The organism is Pseudomonas sp. AC355, assembly GCF_979258205.1.
The window spans coordinates 1,523,366-1,548,186 of the sequence record NZ_OZ409843.1 but is presented as its reverse complement, the minus strand read 5'-3'; the positions used below and the strand labels follow the sequence as shown (position 1 = coordinate 1,548,186).

At 63.2% G+C, this 24,821-nt stretch carries 20 protein-coding genes and 1 pseudogene; 17 read left to right on the top strand and 4 right to left on the bottom strand.

Annotated features, from left to right (window positions below; all coding sequences use genetic code 11):
- Positions 1–41 precede the first annotated feature (41 nt).
- From ACZ0AI_RS07350 to pcaC, 8 genes and pseudogenes are all read left to right on the top strand, one after another.
- Positions 42–998 carry an AraC family transcriptional regulator gene (locus tag ACZ0AI_RS07350; RefSeq protein ID WP_463565183.1) on the top strand — a complete coding sequence of 319 codons (957 nt, stop codon included), beginning with the start codon at positions 42–44 and terminating at the stop codon, positions 996–998.
- A gap of 218 nt (positions 999–1,216) precedes the next feature.
- Positions 1,217–2,067 (top strand): annotated as a pseudogene (locus ACZ0AI_RS07345) (CoA transferase subunit A).
- Positions 2,067–2,849: a CoA-transferase subunit beta gene (locus tag ACZ0AI_RS07340; RefSeq protein WP_463565182.1), complete on the top strand. Its 783-nt coding sequence runs from the start codon at positions 2,067–2,069 to the stop codon at positions 2,847–2,849. Before ACZ0AI_RS07345 ends, ACZ0AI_RS07340 begins: the two are co-directional and overlap by 1 nt.
- Entirely contained in the window at positions 2,846–4,051 is a 1,206-nt protein-coding gene (gene pcaF / locus ACZ0AI_RS07335) for a 3-oxoadipyl-CoA thiolase (RefSeq protein WP_463565181.1), read from the top strand. Before ACZ0AI_RS07340 ends, pcaF begins: the two co-directional genes overlap by 4 nt.
- A 307-nt stretch (positions 4,052–4,358) precedes the next feature.
- Entirely contained in the window at positions 4,359–5,672 is a 1,314-nt protein-coding gene (locus ACZ0AI_RS07330) for an MFS family transporter (protein WP_463566068.1), read from the top strand.
- A gap of 18 nt (positions 5,673–5,690) precedes the next feature.
- The gene (locus ACZ0AI_RS07325; protein WP_463565180.1) at positions 5,691–7,058 is read left to right on the top strand and encodes a 3-carboxy-cis,cis-muconate cycloisomerase; all 1,368 of its coding nucleotides are present in this window, start codon (positions 5,691–5,693) and stop codon (positions 7,056–7,058) included.
- Positions 7,059–7,067: 9 nt separating this feature from the next.
- Complete coding sequence (gene pcaD, locus ACZ0AI_RS07320) at positions 7,068–7,859, top strand: 3-oxoadipate enol-lactonase (RefSeq protein WP_463565179.1); 792 nt, start codon at positions 7,068–7,070, stop codon at positions 7,857–7,859.
- An 85-nt stretch (positions 7,860–7,944) separates the two neighbouring features.
- Positions 7,945–8,343: a 4-carboxymuconolactone decarboxylase gene (gene pcaC / locus ACZ0AI_RS07315; protein ID WP_463565178.1), complete on the top strand. Its 399-nt coding sequence runs from the start codon at positions 7,945–7,947 to the stop codon at positions 8,341–8,343.
- Between the two features lie 126 nt (positions 8,344–8,469).
- On the opposite strand, the gene ACZ0AI_RS07310 is transcribed toward pcaC, so the two are convergent.
- Together ACZ0AI_RS07310 and ACZ0AI_RS07305 are read right to left on the bottom strand one after the other, a co-directional pair.
- Positions 8,470–9,303: an aldo/keto reductase gene (locus ACZ0AI_RS07310; protein WP_463565177.1), complete on the bottom strand. Its 834-nt coding sequence runs from the start codon at positions 9,301–9,303 to the stop codon at positions 8,470–8,472.
- Positions 9,304–9,330: 27 nt separating this feature from the next.
- Positions 9,331–11,052, bottom strand: coding sequence for an FAD-dependent oxidoreductase (locus ACZ0AI_RS07305; RefSeq protein ID WP_463565176.1), 1,722 nt, complete (start codon positions 11,050–11,052; stop codon positions 9,331–9,333).
- Positions 11,053–11,213: 161 nt separating this feature from the next.
- On the opposite strand from ACZ0AI_RS07305, the gene ACZ0AI_RS07300 reads away from it, so the two are divergent.
- On the top strand, positions 11,214–12,980 hold the full coding sequence (locus ACZ0AI_RS07300) for an ABC transporter transmembrane domain-containing protein (protein ID WP_463565175.1): 1,767 nt from the start codon (positions 11,214–11,216) through the stop codon (positions 12,978–12,980).
- 223 nt (positions 12,981–13,203) lie between these two features.
- Here ACZ0AI_RS07300 and folE read toward each other — a convergent pair whose 3' ends face one another.
- Positions 13,204–13,767, bottom strand: a complete 564-nt coding sequence (gene folE / locus ACZ0AI_RS07295) for a GTP cyclohydrolase I FolE (RefSeq protein ID WP_463565174.1) — start codon at positions 13,765–13,767, stop codon at positions 13,204–13,206.
- A gap of 187 nt (positions 13,768–13,954) precedes the next feature.
- Positions 13,955–14,956, bottom strand: coding sequence for a type I glyceraldehyde-3-phosphate dehydrogenase (gap, locus tag ACZ0AI_RS07290; RefSeq protein WP_463565173.1), 1,002 nt, complete (start codon positions 14,954–14,956; stop codon positions 13,955–13,957).
- 131 nt (positions 14,957–15,087) lie between these two features.
- Here gap and edd point away from each other — a divergent pair, with 131 nt between their 5' ends.
- The 8 genes from edd to ACZ0AI_RS07250 all read left to right on the top strand — a co-directional run bounded on the left by edd (position 15,088) and on the right by ACZ0AI_RS07250 (position 24,806).
- Positions 15,088–16,917 (top strand): phosphogluconate dehydratase, encoded by a 1,830-nt coding sequence (gene edd, locus ACZ0AI_RS07285; RefSeq protein WP_463565172.1) that lies wholly within the window; start codon positions 15,088–15,090, stop codon positions 16,915–16,917.
- Positions 16,914–17,879: a glucokinase gene (locus ACZ0AI_RS07280; protein ID WP_463565171.1), complete on the top strand. Its 966-nt coding sequence runs from the start codon at positions 16,914–16,916 to the stop codon at positions 17,877–17,879. Before edd ends, ACZ0AI_RS07280 begins: the two co-directional genes overlap by 4 nt.
- Positions 17,880–17,932: 53 nt before the next feature.
- The gene (locus ACZ0AI_RS07275; RefSeq protein ID WP_463565170.1) at positions 17,933–18,664 is read left to right on the top strand and encodes a response regulator; all 732 of its coding nucleotides are present in this window, start codon (positions 17,933–17,935) and stop codon (positions 18,662–18,664) included.
- A complete protein-coding gene (locus ACZ0AI_RS07270) occupies positions 18,654–20,111 on the top strand; it encodes an ATP-binding protein (protein ID WP_463565169.1) in 1,458 nt (485 codons plus the stop codon). Before ACZ0AI_RS07275 ends, ACZ0AI_RS07270 begins: the two co-directional genes overlap by 11 nt.
- Before the next feature lie 228 nt (positions 20,112–20,339).
- Positions 20,340–21,572: a D-mannose isomerase gene (locus tag ACZ0AI_RS07265; RefSeq protein WP_463565168.1), complete on the top strand. Its 1,233-nt coding sequence runs from the start codon at positions 20,340–20,342 to the stop codon at positions 21,570–21,572.
- Positions 21,573–21,685: 113 nt separating this feature from the next.
- Positions 21,686–22,954, top strand: coding sequence for an ABC transporter substrate-binding protein (locus tag ACZ0AI_RS07260; protein ID WP_463565167.1), 1,269 nt, complete (start codon positions 21,686–21,688; stop codon positions 22,952–22,954).
- A 119-nt stretch (positions 22,955–23,073) separates the two neighbouring features.
- Positions 23,074–23,979, top strand: a complete 906-nt coding sequence (locus ACZ0AI_RS07255; protein WP_463565166.1) for a carbohydrate ABC transporter permease — start codon at positions 23,074–23,076, stop codon at positions 23,977–23,979.
- Positions 23,976–24,806 carry a carbohydrate ABC transporter permease gene (locus ACZ0AI_RS07250; RefSeq protein WP_042554091.1) on the top strand — a complete coding sequence of 277 codons (831 nt, stop codon included), beginning with the start codon at positions 23,976–23,978 and terminating at the stop codon, positions 24,804–24,806. The genes ACZ0AI_RS07255 and ACZ0AI_RS07250 overlap by 4 nt, the downstream gene beginning before the upstream one ends.
- Positions 24,807–24,821 lie beyond the last annotated feature (15 nt).

Here is a 24,821-nt window from a genome sequence, read left to right as displayed (position 1 = left end):
AGCCCCTCTAAGAAAAATAAAGAGAAACAAGAGGCCTGATGATGAGCAACTCATTGCTGAGCGAGCGCAGCAGCGTGTTTGAACGCGCCGACCCCTATTCGGTGTCGGATTACGTCAATCAGCATGTGGGTGCCCATTGCATACGCCTGCCCACCCGCGGATTTCCCGAGGCGAGCCTCAGCCATCGCAAGTTTTCCAGCCTCGACCTGTGCCGCATCAGCTATGGCGGCAGCGTGCGGGTCACCTCGCCAGCGCTGGAGACCATCTACCACCTGCAAATTCTGCTCAAGGGACACTGCCGCTCGCAATGTCGCGATCAGGAGCATTTCTATGTGCCGGGCGAACTGCTGCTGATCAACCCGGACGATCCGGTGGATCTCACCTATTCGGCGGACTGCGAAAAATTCATCGTCAAACTGCCGGTCAGCCTGTTCGAAAATACTTGTCTGGAGCAACGCTGGATGTTGCCGGAAAGTGGTATCCGCTTCAGTGCGGCACGACATGACATGCGTGAGCTGGAGGGCTTTGCCAGCCTACTGATGCTGATCTGCGAGGAGGCCGAAGCGGCTGCCAGCATGCCTCAGGTGCAGGAGCATTACGTGCGTATCGTCGCCAGCAAGCTGCTGGCCCTGCTGGACAATAACGTGCAACGGGTTCAGCCGCAGACCCAGGCCACTTCGTTCGAACAAGTCGTGGAGTACATCGAACAGCATTTGACTCAGGACATTGGTGTCGATCAGTTGCTGGCCGTCGCTCGAGTCAGCGAGCGCTCACTGTATGCACTGTTCGAACGCCATGCCGGCATCACGCCCAAGGACTACATTCGCCAGCGAAAGCTGGAGCGCATTCACGCTAAATTGCTCGATCCAGCGTGCAAGGTGCGCAGCGTGACTGAAATCGCTCTGGATCATGGCTTCCTGCACCTGGGGCGGTTTGCCGAATCCTATCGTCGCTGCTTTGGCGAACTGCCTTCCGAGACCTACAGGCGCAACCGCTGAGGGAGTCGCGCCTGGTACGCCATGGGCGCTCACGGATAGCTGGGCGACGCATCTGCCGGTTGGATCATAGGAGCGATTAAACCCCAGGCAAGTTTCGTTCGATTATCGAACGTCTAATCGATTATCGGATTGTTAGCTCGCTATGGGCTGGGTACCTTTGTATCCACACGGCGCAATAGCCGCCCCACGGTTTCCAGAGCAATAAGACGAGAACGACCATGGCTGAAATTCTCTCCCTGCGCGAGGCGGTTGAGCGCTTCGTTCACGATGGTGACACCATCGCCCTCGAAGGCTTCACACATCTGATTCCCACCGCGGCTTCCCACGAACTGATCCGTCAGGGCAAGAAAGACCTGACTCTGGTGCGCATGACGCCGGATCTGGTCTATGACCTGCTGATCGGTGCGGGTTGCGCCAAGCGCCTGATCTTCTCCTGGGGGGCAATCCGGGGGTCGGCTCCCTGCACCGCCTGCGCGACGCCGTCGAGAAGCACTGGCCGCACAAACTGGAAATCAGTGAGCACAGCCACGCCGCCATGGCCAACGCCTATGTCGCCGGCGCGTCCAACCTGCCGTTCGCCGTGCTGCGCGGTTATCAAGGCTCGGATCTGGTCAAGGTCAACCCGGAAATCAAATTCATCGAATGCCCGTACACCGGCGAGAGCCTGGCCACCGTACCGAGCGTGCGTCCTGACGTAACCGTCATCCACGCGCAGAAGGCCGATCGCAAGGGTAATGTGCTGATTCAGGGCATTCTCGGCGTGCAGAAAGAGGCCGCTCTGGCTGCCAAGCGCTGCATCGTCACCGTCGAGGAAATCGTCGACGACTTGCAGGCGCCGATGAACGCCTGCGTACTGCCGACCTGGGCACTGACTGCGGTCTGCGTGGTGCCTGGCGGTGCTCATCCGTCCTATGCCCACGGCTACTACGAGCGTGACAACCGCTTCTATCAGGCCTGGGATGCCATTGCTCGCGACCGTGAAACCTTCACAGCCTGGATCGATGAATACATCCATGGCACCGAGGATTTTGCGCAGTACCAGGCGAAGGTTAACGGGGAGGCCAAGTGATGAGCGACTTCAACACCAATGAAATGATGACCGTGGCCGCCGCGCGCCGCCTCGGTAACGGCAGCGTGTGCTTCGTCGGCATCGGCCTGCCTTCCAAGGCCGCCAACCTGGCGCGTTTGACCCATGCGCCGGAAGTGGTACTGATTTACGAGTCCGGCCCGATCGGCGCCAAGCCCACCGTGCTGCCGCTGTCCATCGGTGATGGCGAGCTGGCCGAGACTGCCGATACCGTTGTGCCGACTGGCGAGATCTTTCGCTACTGGCTGCAGGGCGGCCGTATTGATGTCGGCTTCCTCGGCGCGGCTCAGGTCGACAAGTTCGGCAACATCAACACCACGGTGATCGGTGATTACCATGCGCCGAAAGTGCGTCTGCCGGGTGCTGGTGGTGCGCCCGAGATCGCTGGCAGCGCGAAGAAGGTGCTGATCATCCTCAAGCAGGGTCATCGCACCTTCGTCGACAAGCTGGCGTTCATCACCTCGGTCGGCCATGGCGAAGGCGGCGATCACCGCAAGCGTCTTGGCCTGCCAGGCGATGGTCCGGTAGCGATCATCACCGACCTGTGCATCATGGAGCCGGAAGCGGGCAGCAACGAATTCATCGTCACCTCCCTGCATCCGGGCGTGACCCGCGAGCAGGTGGTCGAGAATACCGGCTGGCAGATCCGTTTCGCCGACAACCTGACCACCACCGAAGCGCCAAAAGCCGAAGAACTGGCCGCGCTGCGCGATCTCGAAGCACGTACCGCCGCTGCACATGGGCAGAAGGGGAGTGACGAATGACTCGCGACGTATTCATCTGCGATGCCGTGCGCACGCCGATCGGTCGGCTCAATGGCGGACTGTCCGCCGTGCGTGCCGACGACCTGGCAGCCATTCCACTGAAGGCACTGATCGAACGTAATCCGCAGGTCGACTGGTCGGCGGTCGATGAAGTGTTCATGGGCTGCGCTAATCAGTCGGGGGAGGACAACCGCAACGTTGCCCGTATGGCGCTGCTGCTCGCTGGCCTGCCGGAGACGGTGCCTGGCGTGACCCTCAACCGCCTCTGCGCCTCAGGCATGGAAGCGGTGGGCGCTGCTTTCCGCGCCATCGCTTCGGGCGAAATGGAGCTGGCCATCGCTGCCGGCGTCGAGTCGATGACCCGCGCGCCATACGTGATGGGCAAGGCCGACAGCGCCTTTGGCCGTGGCCAGAAGCTGGAGGACACCACCCTGGGCTGGCGTTTCGTCAACCCGGCGATGAAGGAGCGTTACGGCGTCGACCCGATGCCGGTGACCGGTGACAACGTGGCCGAGGATTACGGCGTAAGCCGTGCCGATCAGGACGCTTTCGGTCTGCGCAGCCAGCAGCGCGCCGCAGTGGCGCAGCAAAGTGGTTACTACGCCGAGGAAATCGTGCCCGTGGTGATCAAGACCAAAAAGGGCGAGAGCATCGTCGACGCCGATGAACACCCTCGCGCCGATACCACCGCCGAGGCGCTGGCCAAGCTCAAGCCGGTCAATGGCCCAGGCAAGACGGTGACCGCAGGCAATGCCTCGGGCCTAAACGACGGGGCGTCTGCGATGATTCTGGCGTCTGCCGAAGCGGTGCAGAAATATGGTCTCAAGGCCCGCGCCAAGGTGCTCGGTATGGCCAGCGGTGGCGTGGCTCCTCGGGTCATGGGCGTCGGCCCGGTGCCGGCGGTACGCAAGCTGCTGACCCGCCTGAACCTGGATATCAACGCCTTCGACGTGATCGAGCTGAACGAGGCGTTCGCCGCCCAGGGCCTGGCGGTCACCCGTGACCTCGGCCTGCCGGACGACAGCTCCAAGGTCAACCCGAATGGCGGCGCCATCGCTCTTGGCCACCCACTGGGCATGAGCGGAAACCGCCTGGTGCTGACTGCCGTTCACCACCTGGAAAAGACCGGTGGCAAGCTCGGCCTGGCAACCATGTGCGTGGGGGTCGGCCAGGGCCTGGCGTTGGCCATCGAGCGCGTCTAGAAACGTGTAGATCGGCCAATATGGCTTTGCTTATGCGCTGATTGGTGGGCTGAAGCCCACCCTACGGTTACGTCGGGTGCTTGTCTTTCATAGGGTGGGCTTTAGCCCACCAAAATCGACGACCGCTAACAATCCGGCGATATGCCTATAGGTCCCAGAGTTTGTTTGCTTCGGTATCGGACAGGGCTCCACGCTGCTGTGTCCGATACCGTGGTAAGCAACCAGCCGGACAATAATGCTCGAATCATTTGGTTACATATAAGTCGGAGTATGGAACCGTCCCGTTCCTTACCAGTGAGTATCCATGATGAGTTCTGATGCCAGCACGGTGTACGAAGCCCCGAACTACAGCCCGGAAGAGCGCCGCAAGCGCATCTTCGCCATTGTTGGCGCTTCCTCCGGCAACCTGGTCGAGTGGTTCGACTTCTACGTGTATGCCTTCTGCGCGATCTACTTCGCGCCGGCCTTCTTTCCGTCCGACGACCCCACCGTCCAGTTGCTCAACACCGCGGGTGTATTCGCCGCCGGCTTTCTGATGCGCCCAATCGGTGGCTGGGTGTTCGGCCGAGTTGCTGACAAGTACGGCCGCAAGGTCTCGATGATGATCTCCGTGCTGATGATGTGCCTGGGGTCGCTGGCCATCGCCTTCATGCCGACCTATGACAGCATCGGCGCTATGGCACCGCTGCTGCTGTTGCTGGCGCGCTTGTTCCAGGGGCTGTCGGTGGGCGGGGAGTACGGCACCACGGCGACCTACATGAGCGAAGTGGCGCTCAAGGGCCAGCGCGGCTTCTTCGCGTCGTTCCAGTACGTCACCCTGATCGGCGGGCAATTGCTGGCCGTGCTGGTGGTAGTGATCCTGCAGCAACTGCTCACTGAAGATGAGCTGCGTGCCTGGGGCTGGCGCATCCCGTTCGTGATCGGTGCGCTGGCTGCGGTGGTGGCCTTCTACCTGCGCCGTTCGCTGGACGAGACCGCCAAGAAGGATCAGATCGGCAACAAGGAGTCGGGCAGCATCGCCTACCTGTTCAAGCACCACAAAGCTGCGTTCTTCACCGTGCTTGGCTATACCGCCGGTGGCTCGCTGATCTTCTATACCTTCACCACCTACATGCAGAAGTACCTGGTCAATTCGGCAGGCATGAGCGCCAAGACCGCCAGCGGCATCATGACCGCTGCGCTGTTTCTGTTCATGATCATGCAGCCGCTGTTCGGCGCCTTGTCCGACCGCATCGGTCGGCGCACCTCAATGCTCTGGTTCGGTGCCCTGGGGGCGATCTTCACCTGGCCGATCCTGGCGCTGCTGCAGACCGTGCACAGCCCGGTGATGGCTTTCCTGCTGATCATTGTGGCCCTGGCCATCGTCAGCCTGTATACCTCGATAAGCGGCCTGGTTAAGGCCGAGATGTTCCCGCCGGAAGTGCGTGCCCTGGGCGTTGGCCTGGCTTACGCGGTAGCCAATGCGCTGTTCGGCGGGTCTGCCGAATACGTGGCCTTGGGCCTGAAGTCCATTGGCCTGGAGCAGACCTTCTACTGGTACGTGTCGGGCATGATGGTGCTGGCCTTTCTGGTCAGCTTGCGTCTGCCGCGCCAGGCCAGTTACCTACACCATGATCATTGACCACGGAGTTTCAGCAGTATGAGTTCAAGGCCCTGCAGCCAGTTGTTCGATGCCTACTTCACCAGTGCGCCGATGCGCGAGGTGTTCAGCGACCATGGCCGCGTGCAGGGCATGCTCGACTTCGAGGCGGCGCTGGCCAGGGCCGAGGCTGCGGTCGGCGTGATTCCTGCGGCAGTGGTCGCCGATATCGAGGCTGCCTGCAGGGCTGAACTCTATGATTTCGACGCCCTGGCCATCGCCATCGGCAGCGCCGGCAACTCGGCGATTCCGCTGGTCAAGGCGCTGGGCAAACGCATCGCTGCGCAGAGTGAAGAGGCCGAGCGCTACGTTCATCTTGGCGCCACCAGTCAGGACGCGATGGACAGCGGCTTGGTGCTGCAACTGCGCGCCGCCATCGTGCTGCTGGAAAACGACCTCGACGCCCTGAGCCGACTGCTGGCCGAACAGGCCGAGCGGCATGCGGCGACCCCCATGGCCGGGCGCACCTGGCTGCAGCACGCCACGCCGGTGACCCTCGGAATGAAGATCGCCGGGTGGCTGGGGGCGGTCGACCGCCATCGCCAGCGCCTCGCGGAGATCAAGCCGCGCCTGCTGTGCCTGCAATTCGGTGGCGCGTCCGGCAGCCTGGCGGCGCTGGGCGACAAGGCCTGGCCGGTGGCTGAAGCGCTGGCGGTTGAGCTGGGCCTGCAACTGCCGGAGCAGCCCTGGCACACCCAGCGCGATCGTCTGGTCGAGTTCGCCAGCCTGCTCGGCATGATCGCCGGCAGCCTGGGCAAGTTGGGCCGCGACCTCAGCCTGCTGATGCAGACCGAAGCCGGCGAGTTGTTCGAACCCTCTGCGCCGGGCAAGGGCGGCTCCTCGACCATGCCGCACAAGCGCAACCCGGTCAGCGCCGCGGTGCTGATCGGCGCCGCCACCCGCGCGCCCGGCCTGGTCGCCACCATGTTCGCGGCCATGCCCCAGGAGCACGAGCGCAGCCTCGGCCTGTGGCATGCCGAGTGGGAAACCCTGCCGGAGCTCTGCTGCCTGGTGTCCGGTGCCCTGCAGCAAGCGCTGCTCGTCGTGCCGGGGCTCGAGGTGGATGCCGAGCGTATGGCGCGCAACCTCGACCTGACCCGTGGCCTCGTACTGGCCGAAGCGGTGAGCATCGCCCTGGCGCAACGCATCGGTCGTGACGCGGCTCACCATCTGGTCGAGCAGTGCTGCAAACAGGCGGTGAAGGAGGGCGCTCATCTGCGTGAGGTGCTTGGCGCCAATGCCGAGGTCACTGCCCAGCTGTCCGCAGAAGAATTGGATCGCCTGCTCGACCCTGCGCATTACCTGGGCCAGGCGCGCCGCTGGGTCGAACGTGCCGTGGCACAAAGTCAAACAACCGCTTCCTGTTAGGAGATTGTCATGCCTGTGGTATCCCTCGCCGATGGCGACCTGAACTACAAACTCGAAGGCCCGGCGGAAGCGCCAGTGCTGGTGCTGTCCAATTCCCTGGGCACCAACCTTCATATGTGGGACGCGCAGATCCCGGCGTTCACCGAGCATTTTCGCGTGCTGCGTTACGACACTCGTGGTCATGGCCAGTCGCTGGTCAGCTCGGGCTTCTACAGCATCGAACAGAACGGCCGTGACGTCCTGGCGCTGCTCGACGCGCTGAACATCGGCAAGGTGCATTTCTGCGGCCTGTCCATGGGCGGTTTGATCGGTCAGTGGTTTGGCATCAACGCCGGCGAGCGCCTGCAGCGTCTGGTGCTGTGCAACACCGCCGCCAAGATTGGTAGCGATGAGATCTGGAGCACCCGCATCGACACCGTGCTCAAGGGCGGCGAGAAGGCCATGCGCGATTTACGGGATGCCTCCATCGAGCGCTGGTTCACGCCGCCGTTCGCTGCCGAGCATCCGGAGAAGGTCGATCCCATCGTCACCATGCTGGCGCAGACCTCGCCCCAGGGCTATGCGGCCAACTGCGCGGCGGTGCGTGATGCCGATTACCGTGAGCAGATCGCTGCGATCAAGACGCCGACCCTGATCGTCTGCGGTACTGGCGATGCGGTGACCACACCGGAGCACGGCCGCTTCATGCAGGAACGTATCGCCGGAGCGGAGCTGGTCGAGTTCGACGCCGCGCACCTCTCCAGCGTGCAGGCAGGCGAACTGTTCACCCGGCGTGTGCTGGATTTTCTGCAAGCCAAATGACTGCCCGCTACTGATCCAGCCTGAATGCTGGATCGATGGGGTGTGAGCGAGGCGCCCCGATCCACTCTAGAGACCGGAGTTACCGATGGACGAGAAACAACGCTACGAAGCCGGCATGCAGGTGCGCCGCGCGGTGCTGGGTGATACCCACGTCGACCGCAGCCTGGAAAAGCTGACGCCGTTCAACGAAGAGTTTCAGGAAATGATTACCCGGCATGCCTGGGGTGATATCTGGACGCGTCCGGGCTTGCCACGCCATACCCGCAGCCTGATCACCATCGCCATGCTGATCGGCATGAACCGCGAAGGTGAATTGAAACTGCACCTCAAGGCTGCCAAGAATAATGGCGTGACCCGCGAGGAACTCAAGGAGTTGATCATGCAGAGCGCGATCTACTGCGGCATCCCCGCGGCCAACGCGACCTTCCATCTCGCGGAAGAGCTGTGGGACGAAGTTGGCGTGGAGTCGCTGAACAAAGGGTAGGCAAGTTTCCGTAGGGTGGAAGATGCTGTTTTCTTCCACCAGGCGATTCGAGTATTTCCCGGGTATCGCTTCGCTCGACCCAGGCTACGCAAAAGCCCCGCAGACGCGGGGCTTTTGCTTATCGGCTTACCACTGCGGTGCGAAGTCTGGGCTGACCAGGCGACGGTCTTTGGGCAGGCTGGCGATCAGCGCGCGGTCTTCGTCGTCGAGGCGGATATCCAGAGCGGCCAGGTTGGCCCGCTGGTTTTCTACGCCGCTGGCCTTGGGGATCGCCGCCACGTTGTCCTGGGCGAGCAGCCATTGCAGTACCACCTGGCTGGGGAACACGCCGTGCTTGGCGGCAATCTGGCGGATTTCCGGCAATTGCGCGGCTTCGCCCCGTGCCAGCGGGCAGTAGGCGGTGAACGCCAGGTTGTGTTCGCGGGCGTAGTCGAGCATCGGTTGCTGATCGAGCAGCACGTGGTATTCCACCTGAATCGCGGCGATTGGGGCCTTGAACTCCTCGATGCTCTGACGCAGCAGCGGCAGCGGGAAATTGGCGACGCCGATGTTCAGCGTCTTGCCTTCGTCACGTAGCGCCGCCAGGGTGTCCAGAGCGCGGTGCAGGTCATCGCCTTTGAGGCTTCCGGCGTTGCCTGGCCAGTGGATCAGGAACAGGTCGACGTACTCGGTGCGCAGCGCCTGCAGGCTATCGGCGAGCGAGGCGCGGATGGCATCGGGCTGCAGCTTGTCCCACCAGACCTTGGTGGTCAGGTGGATTTTCTCGCGGGCGACCTCTGTCTCTGCCAGCGCTTTGCCGACTGCCGCTTCGTTCTCGTAGGCCGTGGCGGTGTCGATATGTCGGTAGCCGATCTGCAGGGCTTGATGCACCGCGCGGGTACATTCGTCGTCGCGCATGGGCCAGGTGCCCAGCCCCAGTTTCGGCATGTTCAGTTGGTAGCGATTGCGGATGGCCTGCATGTGAATACTCCTGATGACAACGAGTGACTATTCGTAGGCGCTGATGCCAGCAGCATGGCGCGCGGCGACGTAGCCGAAGGTGAGGGCGGGCCCCAGGTTGATGCCGCCTGAGGGGTAGTGGCCTCCGAACACGCTGGCCATGTCCGCGCCAGCAGCGTACAAGCCGCTGATCGGCAGGCCTTCGGCGTCGAGGACGCGGGCCGATGCGTCGGTCTTCAGGCCGGCGAACGTGCCGAAGCAGCCAGGTTGTACTTTGACTGCATAGAAGGGGCCCTGTTCGATTGGCGCGACGCAGGGGTTCGGCCCCGGATGCAGCGGGTCACCCTGCTTGCGATTGAACGCGGTGCTGCCGCGGCCGAACTCGGGATCGTCGCCAGCGCGTGCGTGCTGATTGAAGGTTGCCACCGTGGTCGACAGGGCAACCGGATCGATACCGCATTGCAGCGCCAGTCGTTCTACGCTGGCAGCGCGCTGCAGGTAGCCACTGCGCAGTGCCGACCACAGCGGCACGGGAGCCGGGCGGGCGAAGCCCAGGCCATAGCGGCGTTGGAAGCGATGGTCGCAGATCAGCCAGGAACAGACTTCCTGCCCATCCGGCACCTGCTTGACCATGGCCGAAACGTAGTCGTAGTAGCCGTGAGCCTCGTTGACGAAGCGTTTGCCATTGGCCAGCACGCCGATGATACCCGGCTTGCCACGCTCGATGATGTGCGGAAAGTGGCCGCTGCTACCGTCGCCGCGCGGCACTCTGGAAACTGGTGCCCAGGCGACGGGCGACTTCAGCCGGGTGTCGACCTGGGCGCCCAGTGCTTCGCCTAGGCGCAGCCCATCGCCCGAGCAGGATGCGGGAGGCAGCGCCAAGTTGTCCTGGCCGCTGGCGTCGCGGGGAAACAGCTGCTGGCGACGCAGTGGGTCGTTGGGAAAGCCACCAGCGGCGAGAACCACCGCGCGGGCACTGATGAAGTGCTCGTCATCCTTGCGCAGGATCGTGGCGCCAGTGACTCGGCCCTCCTGCTGATGCAGACGAACCACCGGCGCCGAATCGATCAACTGTACGCCAAGGTCGGCGGCTGAGCGCGCCAGCCGTGCGACCAGTGCGACGCCGTTGACCAGATGCATGGCGCGGCCGTAGCGGGCCAGGTGGTAGAGGTGAGCGCTGAAACGCCGGATCACGTGCCACAGCGATTTTGGCGAGCGGGTCATGCTGAGGAAGGCGGCCAGATCGGCACCCGCCATGATCGGCATGCCCATGAACGAGGTTTCCTGCATGGTCTTGCGCAGGCGCGGCAGCAGGTCGAGCACCTCACGTGCATCGTAAGGGGCCGCAATCACCTGATGGCCGCCCGTGGCGGCACCCGGCGTATCACCGTGCATATCGGGAATCGCGTTGCCATCGGCGAATTGCAGGGCCGTATGCCGTTCGAAGAACGCCACCATATGCGGGCAGGCTTCGAGAAAGGCCTCGACACGTTGGCCATCGAAGTGCTCGCCAAGTTCGTGACGCAGGTAAGTGAGCGGCTGCTCGATGTCTTCTTCAATCCCGGCCCGACGCGCCAGCGGATTGCGGGGTACCCAGGCCCAGCCACCGGACCAGGCGGTGGCGCCACCGAATACCGCGTCCTTTTCCACCAGCACGACCTTCTGGCCGTGCCAGGCGGCGGTCACTGCGGCAGCCAGCCCGGCGGCGCCGGAGCCGACCACCAACAGGTCGCATTCTTGAGGGAGCGGGGCGGGGGTTGCGGCGGGCATTTTTAGGCTCCTGGCGGCTTATGATTATTTTTGGAATTGAGTTCCATATATTAATTTCAACAGCAGGCTGCCGCCAAGATCAGCCCCAGCGCTTGATGTTTGCAGCTCGCGGCCCCATCTGATGGGCTAGAGCCCTTCTGCCATCAGCCTTCGAGCCCGCCATGAACCTGTTTTTGTCTTCTCGCCACCGTGAGGCCTTGCGCATGTCGTGGGCGTTTATCGCCCCCTATCGTGGGCGCGTGGCCGGCGCGCTGCTGGCGTTGCTGTTTACCGCAGCCATTACCTTGTCCATGGGGCAGGGCATCAAACTGCTGGTGAACCAGGGGCTGGCCACGCAATCGCCGGAAGCGCTGCGCCACTCGATCCTGCTGTTCTTCGTGCTGGTGCTGGCCCTGGCGGTCGGCACCTACACGCGTTTCTATCTGGTGTCCTGGCTCGGCGAGCGGGTAGTGGCGGATATCCGCAAGCGGGTATTCGATCACCTGATCGGCTTGCATCCGGGGTTCTATGCGCATAACCGCAGCTCGGAGATCCAATCGCGGCTGACGGCCGACACTACGCTGCTGCAATCGGTGATCGGTTCGTCGCTGTCGATGGCGTTGCGCAACCTGATCCTGATGGTTGGCGGCATGATCCTGCTGGTCATCACCAACCCCAAGTTGAGCGCCATCGTGCTCGCTGCGTTGCCGCTTGTGGTTGCGCCGATTCTGCTGTTCGGCCGCCGCGTCCGGGAATTGTCGCGGCTCAGTCAGGATCGCATCGCCGATGTCGGCAGTTACGTCAGTGAAGTGCTCGGGCAGATCAAGACGGTGCAGGCCTACAACCACCAGGCCGAAGATCGCCGCCGTTTCAGCCTGTCCGCCGAGGCCGCATTCGACACGGCGCGAAAACGCGTGGCTCAGCGTGCCTGGCTGATTACTGTGGTGATCGTGCTGGTGCTCGGCGCCGTCGGGGTGATGCTCTGGGTTGGTGGCATGGACGTGATCGCCGGGCGCATCAGCGGCGGTGAGCTGGCTGCGTTCGTGTTCTACAGCCTGATCGTCGGCTCCTCGTTCGGCACCCTCAGCGAAGTGATCGGCGAGTTGCAGCGTGCCGCCGGCGCCGCCGAGCGCATCAGCGAATTGCTGCGCGCGCGCAACGAGATCCATGCGCCGATCGAAGGTGCCCTGATTCCGGTGCAGCCCGTGCAGGGGCGCATCGAGGTACGGAAGTTGTCCTTTGCCTACCCGACCCGCCCGCACAGCCTCGCCTTGCAGGACATCGATCTGACTGTCGTGCCCGGAGAAACCCTGGCCATCGTCGGGCCTTCCGGGGCGGGCAAGTCAACGCTGTTCGATCTGCTGCTGCGCTTCTACGACCCGCAGCAGGGGAGAATCCTGGTCGATGGCCTGCCGATCGAGCGGCTCGACCCCCAGGTGCTGCGCGAGAACTTCGCGCTGGTCTCCCAGCACCCGGCGCTGTTCTTCGGCAGCGTGGAAGACAACATCCGCTACGGGCGTCTGGATGCCAGCAGCGCAGAAGTCGAAGCCGCTGCCCGTGCGGCCCATGCCCATGAGTTTATCGAGCGATTGCCGCAGGGCTACCAGACCCACTTGGGCGATGCCGGGCTGGGCCTGTCAGGTGGGCAGCGTCAGCGCCTGGCGATTGCTCGTGCGTTGCTGGTGGATGCGCCGATTCTGCTGCTGGATGAAGCCACCAGCGCCCTCGATGCCGAGAGTGAACACCTGATCCAGCAGGCGCTGCCTGAGCTGATGCGTGGCCGCACCACCCTGGTAATCGCCCATCGCCTGGCCACGGTGAAGAGTGCGGATCGCATCGCCGTGTTCGATCAGGGGCAACTGGTTGCCTTGGACAAGCATGCTGAACTGGTCGCCAGCAACCCGCTGTACGCGCGGCTGGCCGAGCTGCAGTTCGTGGAGAAAACCTGAGGCGGGTTATCAGGGGCATCTAGGGGCCGCGACCGCACGGCGAATGGTGTGGGCGATGCCGATATCGCGGTGACGCCACCGTCGTTTCGCGCCGAGGTCGACGCTCCTACAGGGAAGGTGCGCTCACCCAATTGGTAGGAGCCGCGACCCCGCGGCGAATGGTGCAGGCGCCGCCGATATCGCGGTGACGCCACTAGCGTTCGAGGCACTGAATCGTTTGCTCTCAGCTATTGACCAGACTAAGGAATTCGCTGCGGGTCGCGGCGTTTTCGCGGAACTCGCCAAGCATCACCGAGGTAACCATGGAGGAGTTCTGCTTTTCCACGCCGCGCATCATCATGCACATGTGCTTCGCTTCGATAACCACCGCCACGCCAAGGGCACCGGTAACCTGCTGGACTGCCTCGGCGATCTGCCGGCTGAGGCTTTCCTGGATCTGCAGGCGGCGGGCGTACATGTCGACGATGCGCGCGACCTTGGAGAGACCCAGCACCTTGCCATTGGGGATGTAGGCGACATGGGCCTTGCCGATGAAGGGCAGCAAGTGATGCTCGCACAGCGAATACAGCTCGATATTCTTCACCACCACCATCTCGCTGGCGTCGGAGCTGAATAGCGCACCGTTGGTGACTTCTTCCAGGGTCTTCTCATAGCCGTTGCAGAGGTATTGCATGGCCTTGGCGGCGCGCTTGGGCGTGTCGAGCAGGCCTTCGCGGGAGACGTCTTCGCCGAGTTGGCCGAGGATCGCGGTGTAATGCTGTTCGAGAGTGTTACGTCTAGAGTCCATGCGGCTTCCAGTGATGTTCGGATGACAATGTACCTGCTGCCTGCCGGCGCGGCTGGCGACGCCGACCAGAGCGATCTGGCGTCAGTGGCCGGCATTGAGGTTCAAGCGGGCGGCAATTGTAATCCGCTCACGGCGATTTACCGAGCGTAATCCGCTTCGATGCCTCGCCGCACTGGTGAGCGCTGCCTTATTTGGCCGCGTGGGCGGCCAGGCAGGTGTCGAGCATGCGGTTGGAGAAGCCCCACTCGTTGTCGTACCAGGCCAGTACCTTGACCAGCCGGCCGTTCACCTTGGTGTGATTGGCGTCGAAGATCGACGACAGCGGGTTGTGGTTGAAGTCGCAGGACACCAGCGGCAGTTCGTTGTAGCCCAGTACCGGCGATTGCTGGCTGGCCGCGCGCAGCAGGGCGTTGATTTCCTCGGCGCTGGTGTCGCGCTGCACCTGCACCGTCAGGTCGACCAGCGAGACGTTGATCACCGGCACCCGTACCGCCATGCCGGTCAGGCGACCCGCCAGCTCCGGCAGCACCAGGCCGACGGCTTCGGCCGCACCGGTCTTGGTGGGAATCATCGACTGCGTGGCCGAGCGCGCGCGGAACGGGTCGCTGTGGTAAACGTCGGACAGGTTCTGGTCGTTGGTGTAGGCGTGGATGGTGGTCATCAGCCCGCTCTCGATGCCCAGCTCGCGCTGCAGCACCTGGGCGACCGGCGCCAGGCAGTTGGTGGTGCAGGAGGCGTTGGAGATGATCTGATGGCTGGCGCGCAGGCTGTCGTGATTGACGCCGTAGACCACCGTGGCGTCAGCGCCTTTGGCGGGTGCGGAGATGATCACCTTGCGCGCGCCGGCAGTCAGGTGTGCGGCGGCCTTGTCGCGGTCGGTGAACAGGCCGGTGCACTCGAACACCACGTCGACGTCGAGATCCTTCCAGGGCAGATCCGCCGGGTTGCGGATCGCGCTGACGGCAATGCGATCGCCATTGATGATCAGGTTCTGCCCGTCGACCTCGACGGACGCATCGAAAATGCCGTGTACGCTGTCGTATTTGAGAAGGTGCGCATTGATTGCACTGTCACCCAGATCGTTGATCGCGACGACTTGCAGGTTTTCGCGGTAGCTCTGGGTATAGAGTGCACGGAGGACGTTACGGCCGATGCGACCGAAACCATTGATGGCAATTCGCAATGTCATGAGCGCTGATCCTTATATGTTGTTTTAAAAACAAGATTATTCTCATGAAAGTAGAAATCAAGCGTTTTAGCTGTCAGTATTTTGATAAAAATACAATTCGAATTGCTACCTGTTAGCCTGGAGTCGACACCATGCATCCCCGCATTCTCGAGGTAACCGACCGCCTGATCGCCCGCAGCCGCGCGACTCGCGAACGCTACCTGGCGCAAATGGCCGCCGCCGATAGTGAAGGCCCACACCGCGGTGCGCTGCAATGCGCCAACTTCGCCCACGGCGTTGCCGGCTGTGGTTCCAGCGAAGACAAGCAGCGGTTGCGGCTGATGAACGAGGCCAACGTCGGCATCGTTACTGCCTACAACGACATGCTGTCCGCCCACCAGCCCTACGAACACTACCCCGAACTGATCAAGCAGGCGCTGCGCGCCGTCGGCTCGGTCGGGCAGGTGGCGGGCGGCGTGCCGGCGATGTGCGACGGCGTGACCCAAGGCGAACCGGGTATGGAGTTGAGCCTGGCGAGCCGCGAGGTGATCGCCATGTCCACCGCCGTGGCGCTGTCGCACAACATGTTCGATGCGGCGATGCTGCTGGGCATCTGCGACAAGATCGTCCCGGGGCTGATGATCGGCGCCCTGCGTTTCGGCCACCTGCCGATGATCTTCGTGCCAGGCGGGCCGATGCCCTCGGGCATTCCCAACAAGGAAAAGGCCGAAGTCCGCCAGCTCTACGCCGAAGGCAAGGCGACCCGCGAGGAGCTGCTGGAGTCGGAGATGAAGTCCTACCACAGCCCCGGTACCTGCACCTTTTATGGCACTGCCAACACCAATCAGGTGGTGATGGAAATCATGGGCCTGCACCTGCCGGGCTCTTCCTTCGTCAACCCGTACACGCCGCTGCGTGACGCGTTGACTGCAGAGGCCGCGCATCAGGTAGTGCGCCTGACCCGTCAGGGCGGCGAGTACACGCCGCTGTGCCGGATCATCGACGAGAAGGCCATCGTCAACTCGGTGGTGGCGCTCAACGCCACGGGCGGCTCGACCAATCACACGCTGCACATTCCAGCCTTCGCCCGCGCCGCCGGTATTCAATTGACCTGGCAGGACATGGCCGACCTGTCCGCCGTTACCCCGACGCTGGCCAAGGTCTACCCCAATGGACAGGCCGACGTGAACCACTTCCATGCCTGCGGCGGCGTGCCGTTCATGGTGCGTACGCTGCTCGAAGCCGGCCTGCTGCACGAGGACGTCTACACCGTTGCCGGGCATGGGCTGTCGCGCTACACCCAGGAGCCTTTCCTCGGCGACAACGGCCTGGTGTGGCGTCAGGGCCCGGAGCAGAGTCTGGATCGCAATATCCTGCGTAGCGTGCCGGAAGCCTTCTCGCCGGAAGGCGGGCTGCGCGTGCTCAAGGGTAACCTCGGCAACGGCGTGGCCAAGGTATCGGCGGTGGCACCGGAGCATCAGGTGGTCGAAGCCCCGGCGCGGGTATTCGAGACCCAGGTCGACCTGGCCGAAGCCTTCAAGGCCGGCGAGCTGGAGCGCGATTTCATCGCTGTGGTGCGCTTTCAGGGCCCCAAGGCCAATGGCATGCCGGAGCTGCACAAGCTCACGCCGTATCTGGGCATCCTCCAGGATCGCGGCTTCAAGGTGGCGCTGGTCACCGACGGACGTATGTCCGGTGCTTCCGGCAAAGTGCCGGCAGCCATTCACGTCAGCCCGGAAGCCTGGGACGGCGGGCCGCTGGCTCGGGTGCGCGACGGTGACGTGATTCGCGTCGACGGCGTGGAAGGCCGTTTGCAGATTCTGGTCGACGAGATCGAATGGGCTGCCCGCGATTCTGCGCCGCGCCCGCAAGGCACTGGTGTTGGTTGCGGCCGTGAGCTGTTCGCCTTCATGCGTGCCGCGTTCAGCCCGGCAGAAGAGGGCGCCAGCGCCTTCACCGCCGAACTGGATTCGCTACGATGAGTCTGGCGCTGGTTGGCGACATTGGTGGCACCAACGCGCGCTTCGCTCTTTGGCGCGACGAACGCCTGGAGTCGGTGCGCGTATCGGCCACCGCCGATCACGCCACCGTCGAGCAGGCCATCCAGGCCTATATGGCGGCCGAAGGCCTGGCGCTCGGCGAAGTGGAAACTATCTGCCTGGCCTGTGCCGGCCCGGTCGAGGTCGATCCGTTTCGCTTCACCAACAACCCGTGGCGCATCGACCGCGCAGCGTTCTGCGCCGAACTGCGTGTGAGCAAGCTGCTGCTGATCAACGACTTCTCCGCCATGGCCCTGGGCATGACCCGCCTGCAGGACGATGAGTACATCACCGTCTGCCCTGGCGTGGCGCAGCCGCAGCGACCGGCGGTGGTGATTGGCGCCGGCACCGGCCTGGGCGTCGGTACCTTGCTGGCCTTGCCGGACGGCAGCTGGCATGCGCTGCCGGGCGAGGGCGGCCACGTCGACTTGCCGGTCGGCAGCGCCCGCGAGGCGCTGATCTGGCAGGCGTTGCATCGCCAGCTCGGTCACGTCAGCGCCGAGGCTGGCGCGCTCAGTGGTAATGGGCTGTTGGCGTTATACCGCGCTGCCTGTGCGGTGGACGACCAGCCCGCTTCGCTGCAGAGTGCAGTGCAGGTGACTAGCGCTGCGCTGGAAGGCGAGCCGTTGGCGGTCGAAGTGCTGGAGCTGTTCTGCTGTCTGCTCGGTCGCGTCGCCGGCAACAATGTGCTGACGTTGGGCGCCCGTGGCGGTGTATTCATCGCTGGCGGCATGGTGCCGCGTTTCGCCGACTTCTTCATGGCCAGCGGCTTCTCCCGCAGCCTGCGAGACAAAGGCTGCATGAGCGATTATTTCGAGGGCCTGCCGGTCTGGCTGGTGACTGCCGAATACCCTGGCCTGGTAGGCGCAGGGGTGGCTGCACAGCAACACCTCCTACGGAGTTAGCAGACAAATAGCGTGTCCAAGCATCGCTGATAACAACAATAAGGATTATCGATGTGAGAGCTGGAAAATCCATCCTGCTGGTCGACGACGACCAGGAGATTCGTGAACTGCTGCAAACCTACCTGGGGCGTGCCGGCCTGCAGGTACATGCCGTGGGGGATGGCGCCAGCTTCCGTCAGGCGCTGTGCGAAGGTGGCGCGGATCTGGTGATTCTCGACGTCATGCTGCCCGACGAAGACGGCTTCAGCCTGTGCCGCTGGACGCGTGGGCACCAGCGTTTCGCCCAGGTGCCGATCATCATGCTGACTGCCAGCTCCGACGAGACCGATCGGGTCATCGGCCTCGAGCTGGGCGCTGACGATTACCTCGGCAAACCGTTCAGCCCCCGTGAACTGCTGGCGCGTATCAAGGCGCTGCTGCGCCGCGTGCACTTTTCCCAGGAACGCGTAACGGACGTGCTGGCCTTCGACGAATGGCGCCTGGATATGGTCAGTCATAGGCTGTTCCACCTCGATGGCGAAGAGGTGCTGTTGTCCGGCGCCGACTTTGCGCTGCTCAAGCTGTTTCTTGATCACCCGCAGCAAATCCTCGACCGCGACACCATCGGCAACGCCACCCGCGGTCGCGAGATGATGCCGCTGGAGCGCATCGTCGACATGGCCGTGAGCCGTCTGCGCCAGCGCCTACGGGACACCGACAAACCCCCGCGTCTGATCCGCACCGTGCGTGGCAGTGGTTACCAACTGGCCGCTGCCGTCACCGCCCAGGCCGGCAATGCGCACTGACTGGCGTCGGCTGCTGCCGATTCCGCGTTCGTTGCTGGGGCGCATGTTGTTGCTGACCCTGCTCTCGGTGCTGGTCGCCCAGACACTGTCCAGCGCCATCTGGCTGTCCCAGTTACGCGCGACGCAGCTCGAAGGGCTGGTGACCACGGCGCGCAGTCTGGCCCACTCGATGTCGGCCAGCGTCCGTTACTTTCGTTCGCTGCCGGTCGCCTACCGGCCGATGGTGCTCGATCAGCTGCGCAGCATGGGCGGCACGCGTTTCGTCGTCAGCCTCAATGACCGGCCCTTGTCGATGCATCTGCTGCCGATCACGCCGCGCAAGCAGGCAGTGACCCAGGCGGTGAGCGAGGTGCTGCGCGAGTCGCTTGGCAACAGCGTGGACATTTCTGTGACCTTCGTCAGCCCGGATGATCTGCGCATCTTCAATGGCGGCCTGAAGCTCGACGAGTTGCCACGTTCCTGGGCGCATTACGCGTTGACCCTGGAACCGGTCAATCCGCCAGTGCTGGTCACGCAGATCCAGATGGCGCCCGGCGAGTGGTTGTACATCGCCTCGCTGCTGCCGGAACCCTATACCAGCCTCGAGGAGCCGGTGCTGCCGACTCAGCAGCTGTGGTTCATCCTGCTCAGCAGCGGTTTCCTGCTCCTGTTCATTGGCATTCTGGTGCATTGGCAGAGTCGACCGCTCAAGCGTCTGGCGAGAGCCGCTCGGCATATGTCCCTGGGCGCCGACGTCGAGCCGGTGCTGGAAGGAGGCGGCCGAGAGGTGGTCGAGGTGGGCCGCGCGTTCAATGCCATGCGCGAGCGCATCAGCCGCTACCTGACCGAGCGGGCTCAACTGTTCAGCGCCATTTCCCATGATCTGCGCACACCGATCACGCGGCTGCGTCTGCGCGTCGAGCTGCTCGACGACGAGACGTTGCAGACCAAGTTCGGCCGCGATCTCGACGAGCTGGAGCTGCTGGTCAAGGGCGCACTGCAGTGCGTCAAGGACACCGACATCCACGAAAACATCGAGCCCGTAGATCTCAACCTTCTGCTGCACTGTCTGGTCGAGCCCTGTCTGGCTCCGGCCGGCAACGGTCGGGTGACGCTGCATGGCGAAGCCAAGGCGCTCTATCCGGGCAAGCCCCTGGCCCTGCGGCGCTGCATCGGCAACCTGATCGACAACGCCCTCAAGTACGGCCACACGGCTCATCTGCACGTCGAGGATGACGAGGGCGCCTATGTGCTGCATGTCGACGATGAAGGGCCTGGCGTTCCCGAACAGCGTCTGGAACAGGTGTTCGAACCGCACTTCCGTCTGGCCGGGCAGCAGCAGGGCTACGGCCTGGGGCTGGGCATCGCGCGCAATATCGCCCACAGCCACGGCGGTGAGGTGAGCCTGCAGAATCTGCGAGAGGGCGGCTTGCGAGTGACGCTACAACTGCCACGTTCGCCGGATTGAATGTCACCAGGCGGTGACAAAGCGACCAGCCTTCGTTACCTGGGCAAGACGCAGCTGCCAGTAGACTCTTTAACGATTTGTGGGCGGATGCGCCACTGATGCTGGCAATTGGCTTTTGTAGCCTGGGTCAGCCGAAGGCGTAACACGGGTGGCTGCAGTTCCCGGGTATCGCTGCGCTCAACCCAGGCTACGGCTAGTTAGCCCCCTCGTTTACATGGAATAACAACAATGAAAACACCTGCATTGCCCTCCGATAGCTGGCTGGTGCAACCGGCTCACCGGGCCTGGCTGAACGCTGAAGGCATGCGCCTGTTGCCGTTCGCCGCCGCTTCTTGTGTCGAGCAGGGCTTCGCTGCTCTGGACTCCAATGGTCGCCTGCCGGCGGGCGCCAGCGCCGAGCTGATTCACACCACCCGGATGACCCACTGTTTTGCCTTGGCGCACATCCAGGGCGTGCCCGGCTATGTCCATCTGGTCGACCACGGCATCGCTGCGTTACAGGGCGCCTTGCGTGACGCACAGGCTGGCGGCTGGTTTGCCGATGCCAGTCGCAGGGGTGACAAGTCCGCCTACCTGCATGCCTTCGTGGCCTTGGCCGCCAGCTCCGCGCAGGCTGCCCGCAGGCCTGCAGCCGAGGCGTTGCTGGGCGAGGCGATCAACATCCTCGAACGGCATTTCTGGAGCGAGGAGGAGGGTGCGCTGCGTGAAAGCTTCAGCAGCGATTGGTCACAGGAAGAGGCCTATCGCGGCGCCAACAGCAACATGCACGCCACCGAGGCGTTTCTCGCCCTGGCAGATGTCACCGGGGATGCCCTCTGGCTGCAGCGCGCGCTGCGCATCGTCGAGCGCCTGATCCACGAGCATGCCGCTTCCCGTGGCTATATGGTGATCGAGCATTTCGACCGGCAGTGGCAGGCCCAACCTGAATACAACGCCGATAACCGTGCAGACCCGTTCCGGCCCTATGGCAGCACGCCAGGCCACAGTTTCGAGTGGGCGCGTTTGCTGCTGCACCTCGAGGCAGCGTTGATCCGAGCCGGACTCGACGCGCCAGACTGGCTGCTGGAGGATGCCCGTGGGCTGTTCGCCAGTGCGTGCCGCGATGCCTGGCATGCCGATGGCGCGCCTGGGCTGGTCTACAACCTCGACTGGCTGGGGCGGCCGGTGGTACGGGCGCGGCTGCACTGGGTTCAAGCCGAGGCCAGTGCTGCTGCCGCGGCGTTGCTGCGACGCACTGGTGACCCCCTCTACGAACAGTGGTATCGACGCTTCTGGGAATTCACCTGCAGCCATTTCATCGACCTGCAAAATGGCAGCTGGCATCACGAACTCGACAGCGACAACCAGCCAGCGGCCAGTATCTGGCCTGGAAAGCCCGATCTCTATCACGCTTACCAGGCCGTTTTGCTGCCGCGATTGCCGTTGGCACCGAGCCTGGCCACGGCATTGCTGGCGATGTAACGAGGTGGTGACATTCGCACGTCCCTTCGTTACCTGGCTGCCGGCAAAGCCTGATTACACTGCATCCAACGCAAGCGCCACGACTTGCTTCTAACAACAAGAAAGGTACTTCGATGAACGCGATCACTCGTCTCGCTACTGCCGTTTCTCTCGCCTCGCTATTGCCACTCACTGCCCTGGCAGCCGACTCCAAAGGTACGGTCGAAGTCGTGCACTGGTGGACGTCCGGCGGCGAGGCTGCGGCCGTGAAGGTTCTGCGTGAGCTGGTCGAGAAAGACGGTTACACCTGGAAGGATAGTGCCGTGGCCGGTGGCGCAGGTTCTGCCGCGATGACCGTGCTGAAGACCCGTGTGGTGTCCGGCAACCCGCCCGGTGCCGCGCAGATCAAGGGGCCGGATCTGCAGGAGTGGGGCGCGCTGGATCTGCTCGCGCCGCTGGATGACGTCGCCAAGGCCAACAACTGGGATGGCCTGCTGTCGAAAACCGTCTCCAACACCATGAAGTACGACGGCCATTACGTCGCCGTGCCGGTGAACATCCATCGCGTCAACTGGCTGTGGATCAACCCCGAAGTATTCAAGAAGGCCGGGATCGACAAGGCACCGACCACCCTCGATGAACTCTATGCCGCAGGCGACAAACTCAAGGCCGCCGGTTTCGTGCCCCTGGCCCATGGCGGTCAGCCGTGGCAGGACAGCACCGTATTCGAAGGCCTGGTGCTTGGCATCATGGGCGCCGAGGGCTACCACAAGGCATTCGTCGAGAACGACGAAGCGACCCTCACCAGCCCGCAGATGACCGAAGTGTTCACCGCGCTGAAAAAACTCTCCACCTACATGGACGACAACCGCGCGGGCCGTGACTGGAACCTGGCAACTGCCGAACTCATCGATGGCAAGGCCGGGATGCAGATCATGGGGGACTGGGCGAAGAGCGAGTGGACGGCCGCCGGCAAGGTCGCGGGTAAGGATTACCAGTGTGTGCCGATGCCAGGCACAGCCGGCAGCTACACCTACAACATCGACTCCATGGCCATGTTCAAGCTCAAGAAGGAAGGCGATATCGCCGCCCAGCACGCCCTGGCGCGTATCGCTCTGGAGCCCGAATTCCAGTACGTGTTCAACGAGAACAAGGGTTCGATCCCAGTACGCTCCGACCTCGACATGAGCAAGTTCGACAGCTGCGCCCAGGCTTCCATGAAGGATTTCCAGGCGGCCGACAAGAGCGGCAAGCTGGAGCCGAGCATGGCCCACAGCATGGCCACCAACCTGGCGGTGCAGGGGGCGATCTTCGATGTGGTCACCAACTTCATGAGTGACAAGAACGCCGACCCGAGCAAGGCCGGCGCGCAGATCAACGCGGCGATCAAATCCGCCCAATAGGTTGATCCGGGCCGGTTAACCGGCCCATTTCCCAATCAGCAAAGCCTCCTTCGACCAGGCCTCGGCCCAGTCGCAGGCGGCGTTCGACCCGAATTTCATCTCCACACTGGTAATGCCCGATGAGTGTCACGACGGTAATCGGCAAGGCTTCACCCTTCGACGCGCTGCAGCGCTGGCTGCCCAAGCTGGTGCTGGCGCCGAGCATGTTGGTGGTGCTGGTCGGCTTCTACGGCTACATCCTCTGGACGCTGGTGCTGTCGTTCACCAATTCCAGCTTCATGCCCAGCTACAAGTGGGTCGGCCTGCAGCAATACGTGCGGCTGATGGACAACGACCGCTGGTGGGTGGCAAGCAAGAACCTGATGGTGTTCGGCGGCATGTTCATCGGCATCAGCCTGGTCATCGGCGTGTTGCTCGCCGTGCTGCTGGATCAGCGCATTCGCCGCGAAGGCTTCATCCGCACCATCTACCTGTACCCCATGGCGCTGTCGATGATCGTCACCGGTACCGCCTGGAAATGGCTGCTCAACCCCGGCCTGGGGCTGGACAAGATGCTGCGCGACTGGGGCTGGGAAGGCTTTCGCCTGGACTGGCTGGTGGATCAGGATCGGGTCGTCTACTGCCTGGTGATCGCCGCCGTGTGGCAGGCCTCGGGCTTCGTCATGGCGTTGTTCCTGGCCGGGCTGCGCAGCGTCGATCAATCGATCATCCGTGCGGCTCAGGTAGACGGCGCGAGCCTGCCGACCATCTACCTGCGCATCGTCCTGCCGAGCCTGCGGCCGGTGTTTTTCAGTGCCGTGATGATCCTCGCCCACATCGCCATCAAGAGCTTCGACCTGGTGGCGGCGATGACCGCGGGCGGCCCCGGTTACTCGTCCGATCTGCCGGCGATGTTCATGTACAACTTCACCTTCAGCCGCGGCCAGATGGGCATCGGCTCGGCCAGCGCGATGATGATGCTCGGCGCGATCCTGGCGATTCTGGTGCCCTATCTCTACTCGGAACTGCGGGGCAAACGGCCATGACTAGAGCCTTCAGCCCAAGCCGTGTGGCGATCTACGCCACCTTGCTGTTCGCCGCGGCGCTGTACCTGGTGCCGCTGATCGTGATGCTGCTGACCAGCTTCAAGACCCCCGAGGACGTGCGTGCTGGCAACCTGCTGTCCTGGCCTGATGCGTTCACCCTGATCGGCTGGGTCAAGGCCTGGGACGTGGTCGGCGGCTACTTCTGGAACTCGGTGAAGATCGCCGTGCCCGCGGTGCTGATTTCCACTGCGGTCGGCGCCCTGAATGGTTACGTGCTGTCGATGTGGCGCTTTCGCGGCTCACAGCTGTTCTTCGGTCTGTTGCTGTTCGGCTGCTTCCTGCCGTTCCAGACGGTGTTGCTGCCAGCCTCGTTCACCCTCGGCAAGTTCGGCCTGGCCAATACCACCACGGGCCTGGTTCTGATCCACGTGGTCTACGGCATCGCCTTCACCACGCTGTTCTTCCGCAACTTCTACGTCAGCGTGCCGGATGCGCTGGTCAAGGCGGCGCGCCTCGATGGCGCGGGCTTCTTCACCATCTTCGGACGCATCCTGCTGCCCATGTCGCTGCCGATCATCATGGTCTGCCTGATCTGGCAGTTCACCCAGATCTGGAACGACTTTCTCTTTGGTGTGGTGTTCGCCAGTGGCGACTCCCAGCCGATCACCGTGGCCCTCAACAACCTGGTGAATACCAGCACAGGGGCCAAGGAATACAACGTGGACATGGCCGCGGCGATGATCGCCGGGCTACCGACCCTGCTGGTGTACATCGTGGCGGGCAAGTACTTCCTGCGTGGCCTCACGGCCGGCGCGGTAAAGGGTTGAAAGCTACTGCGCTCG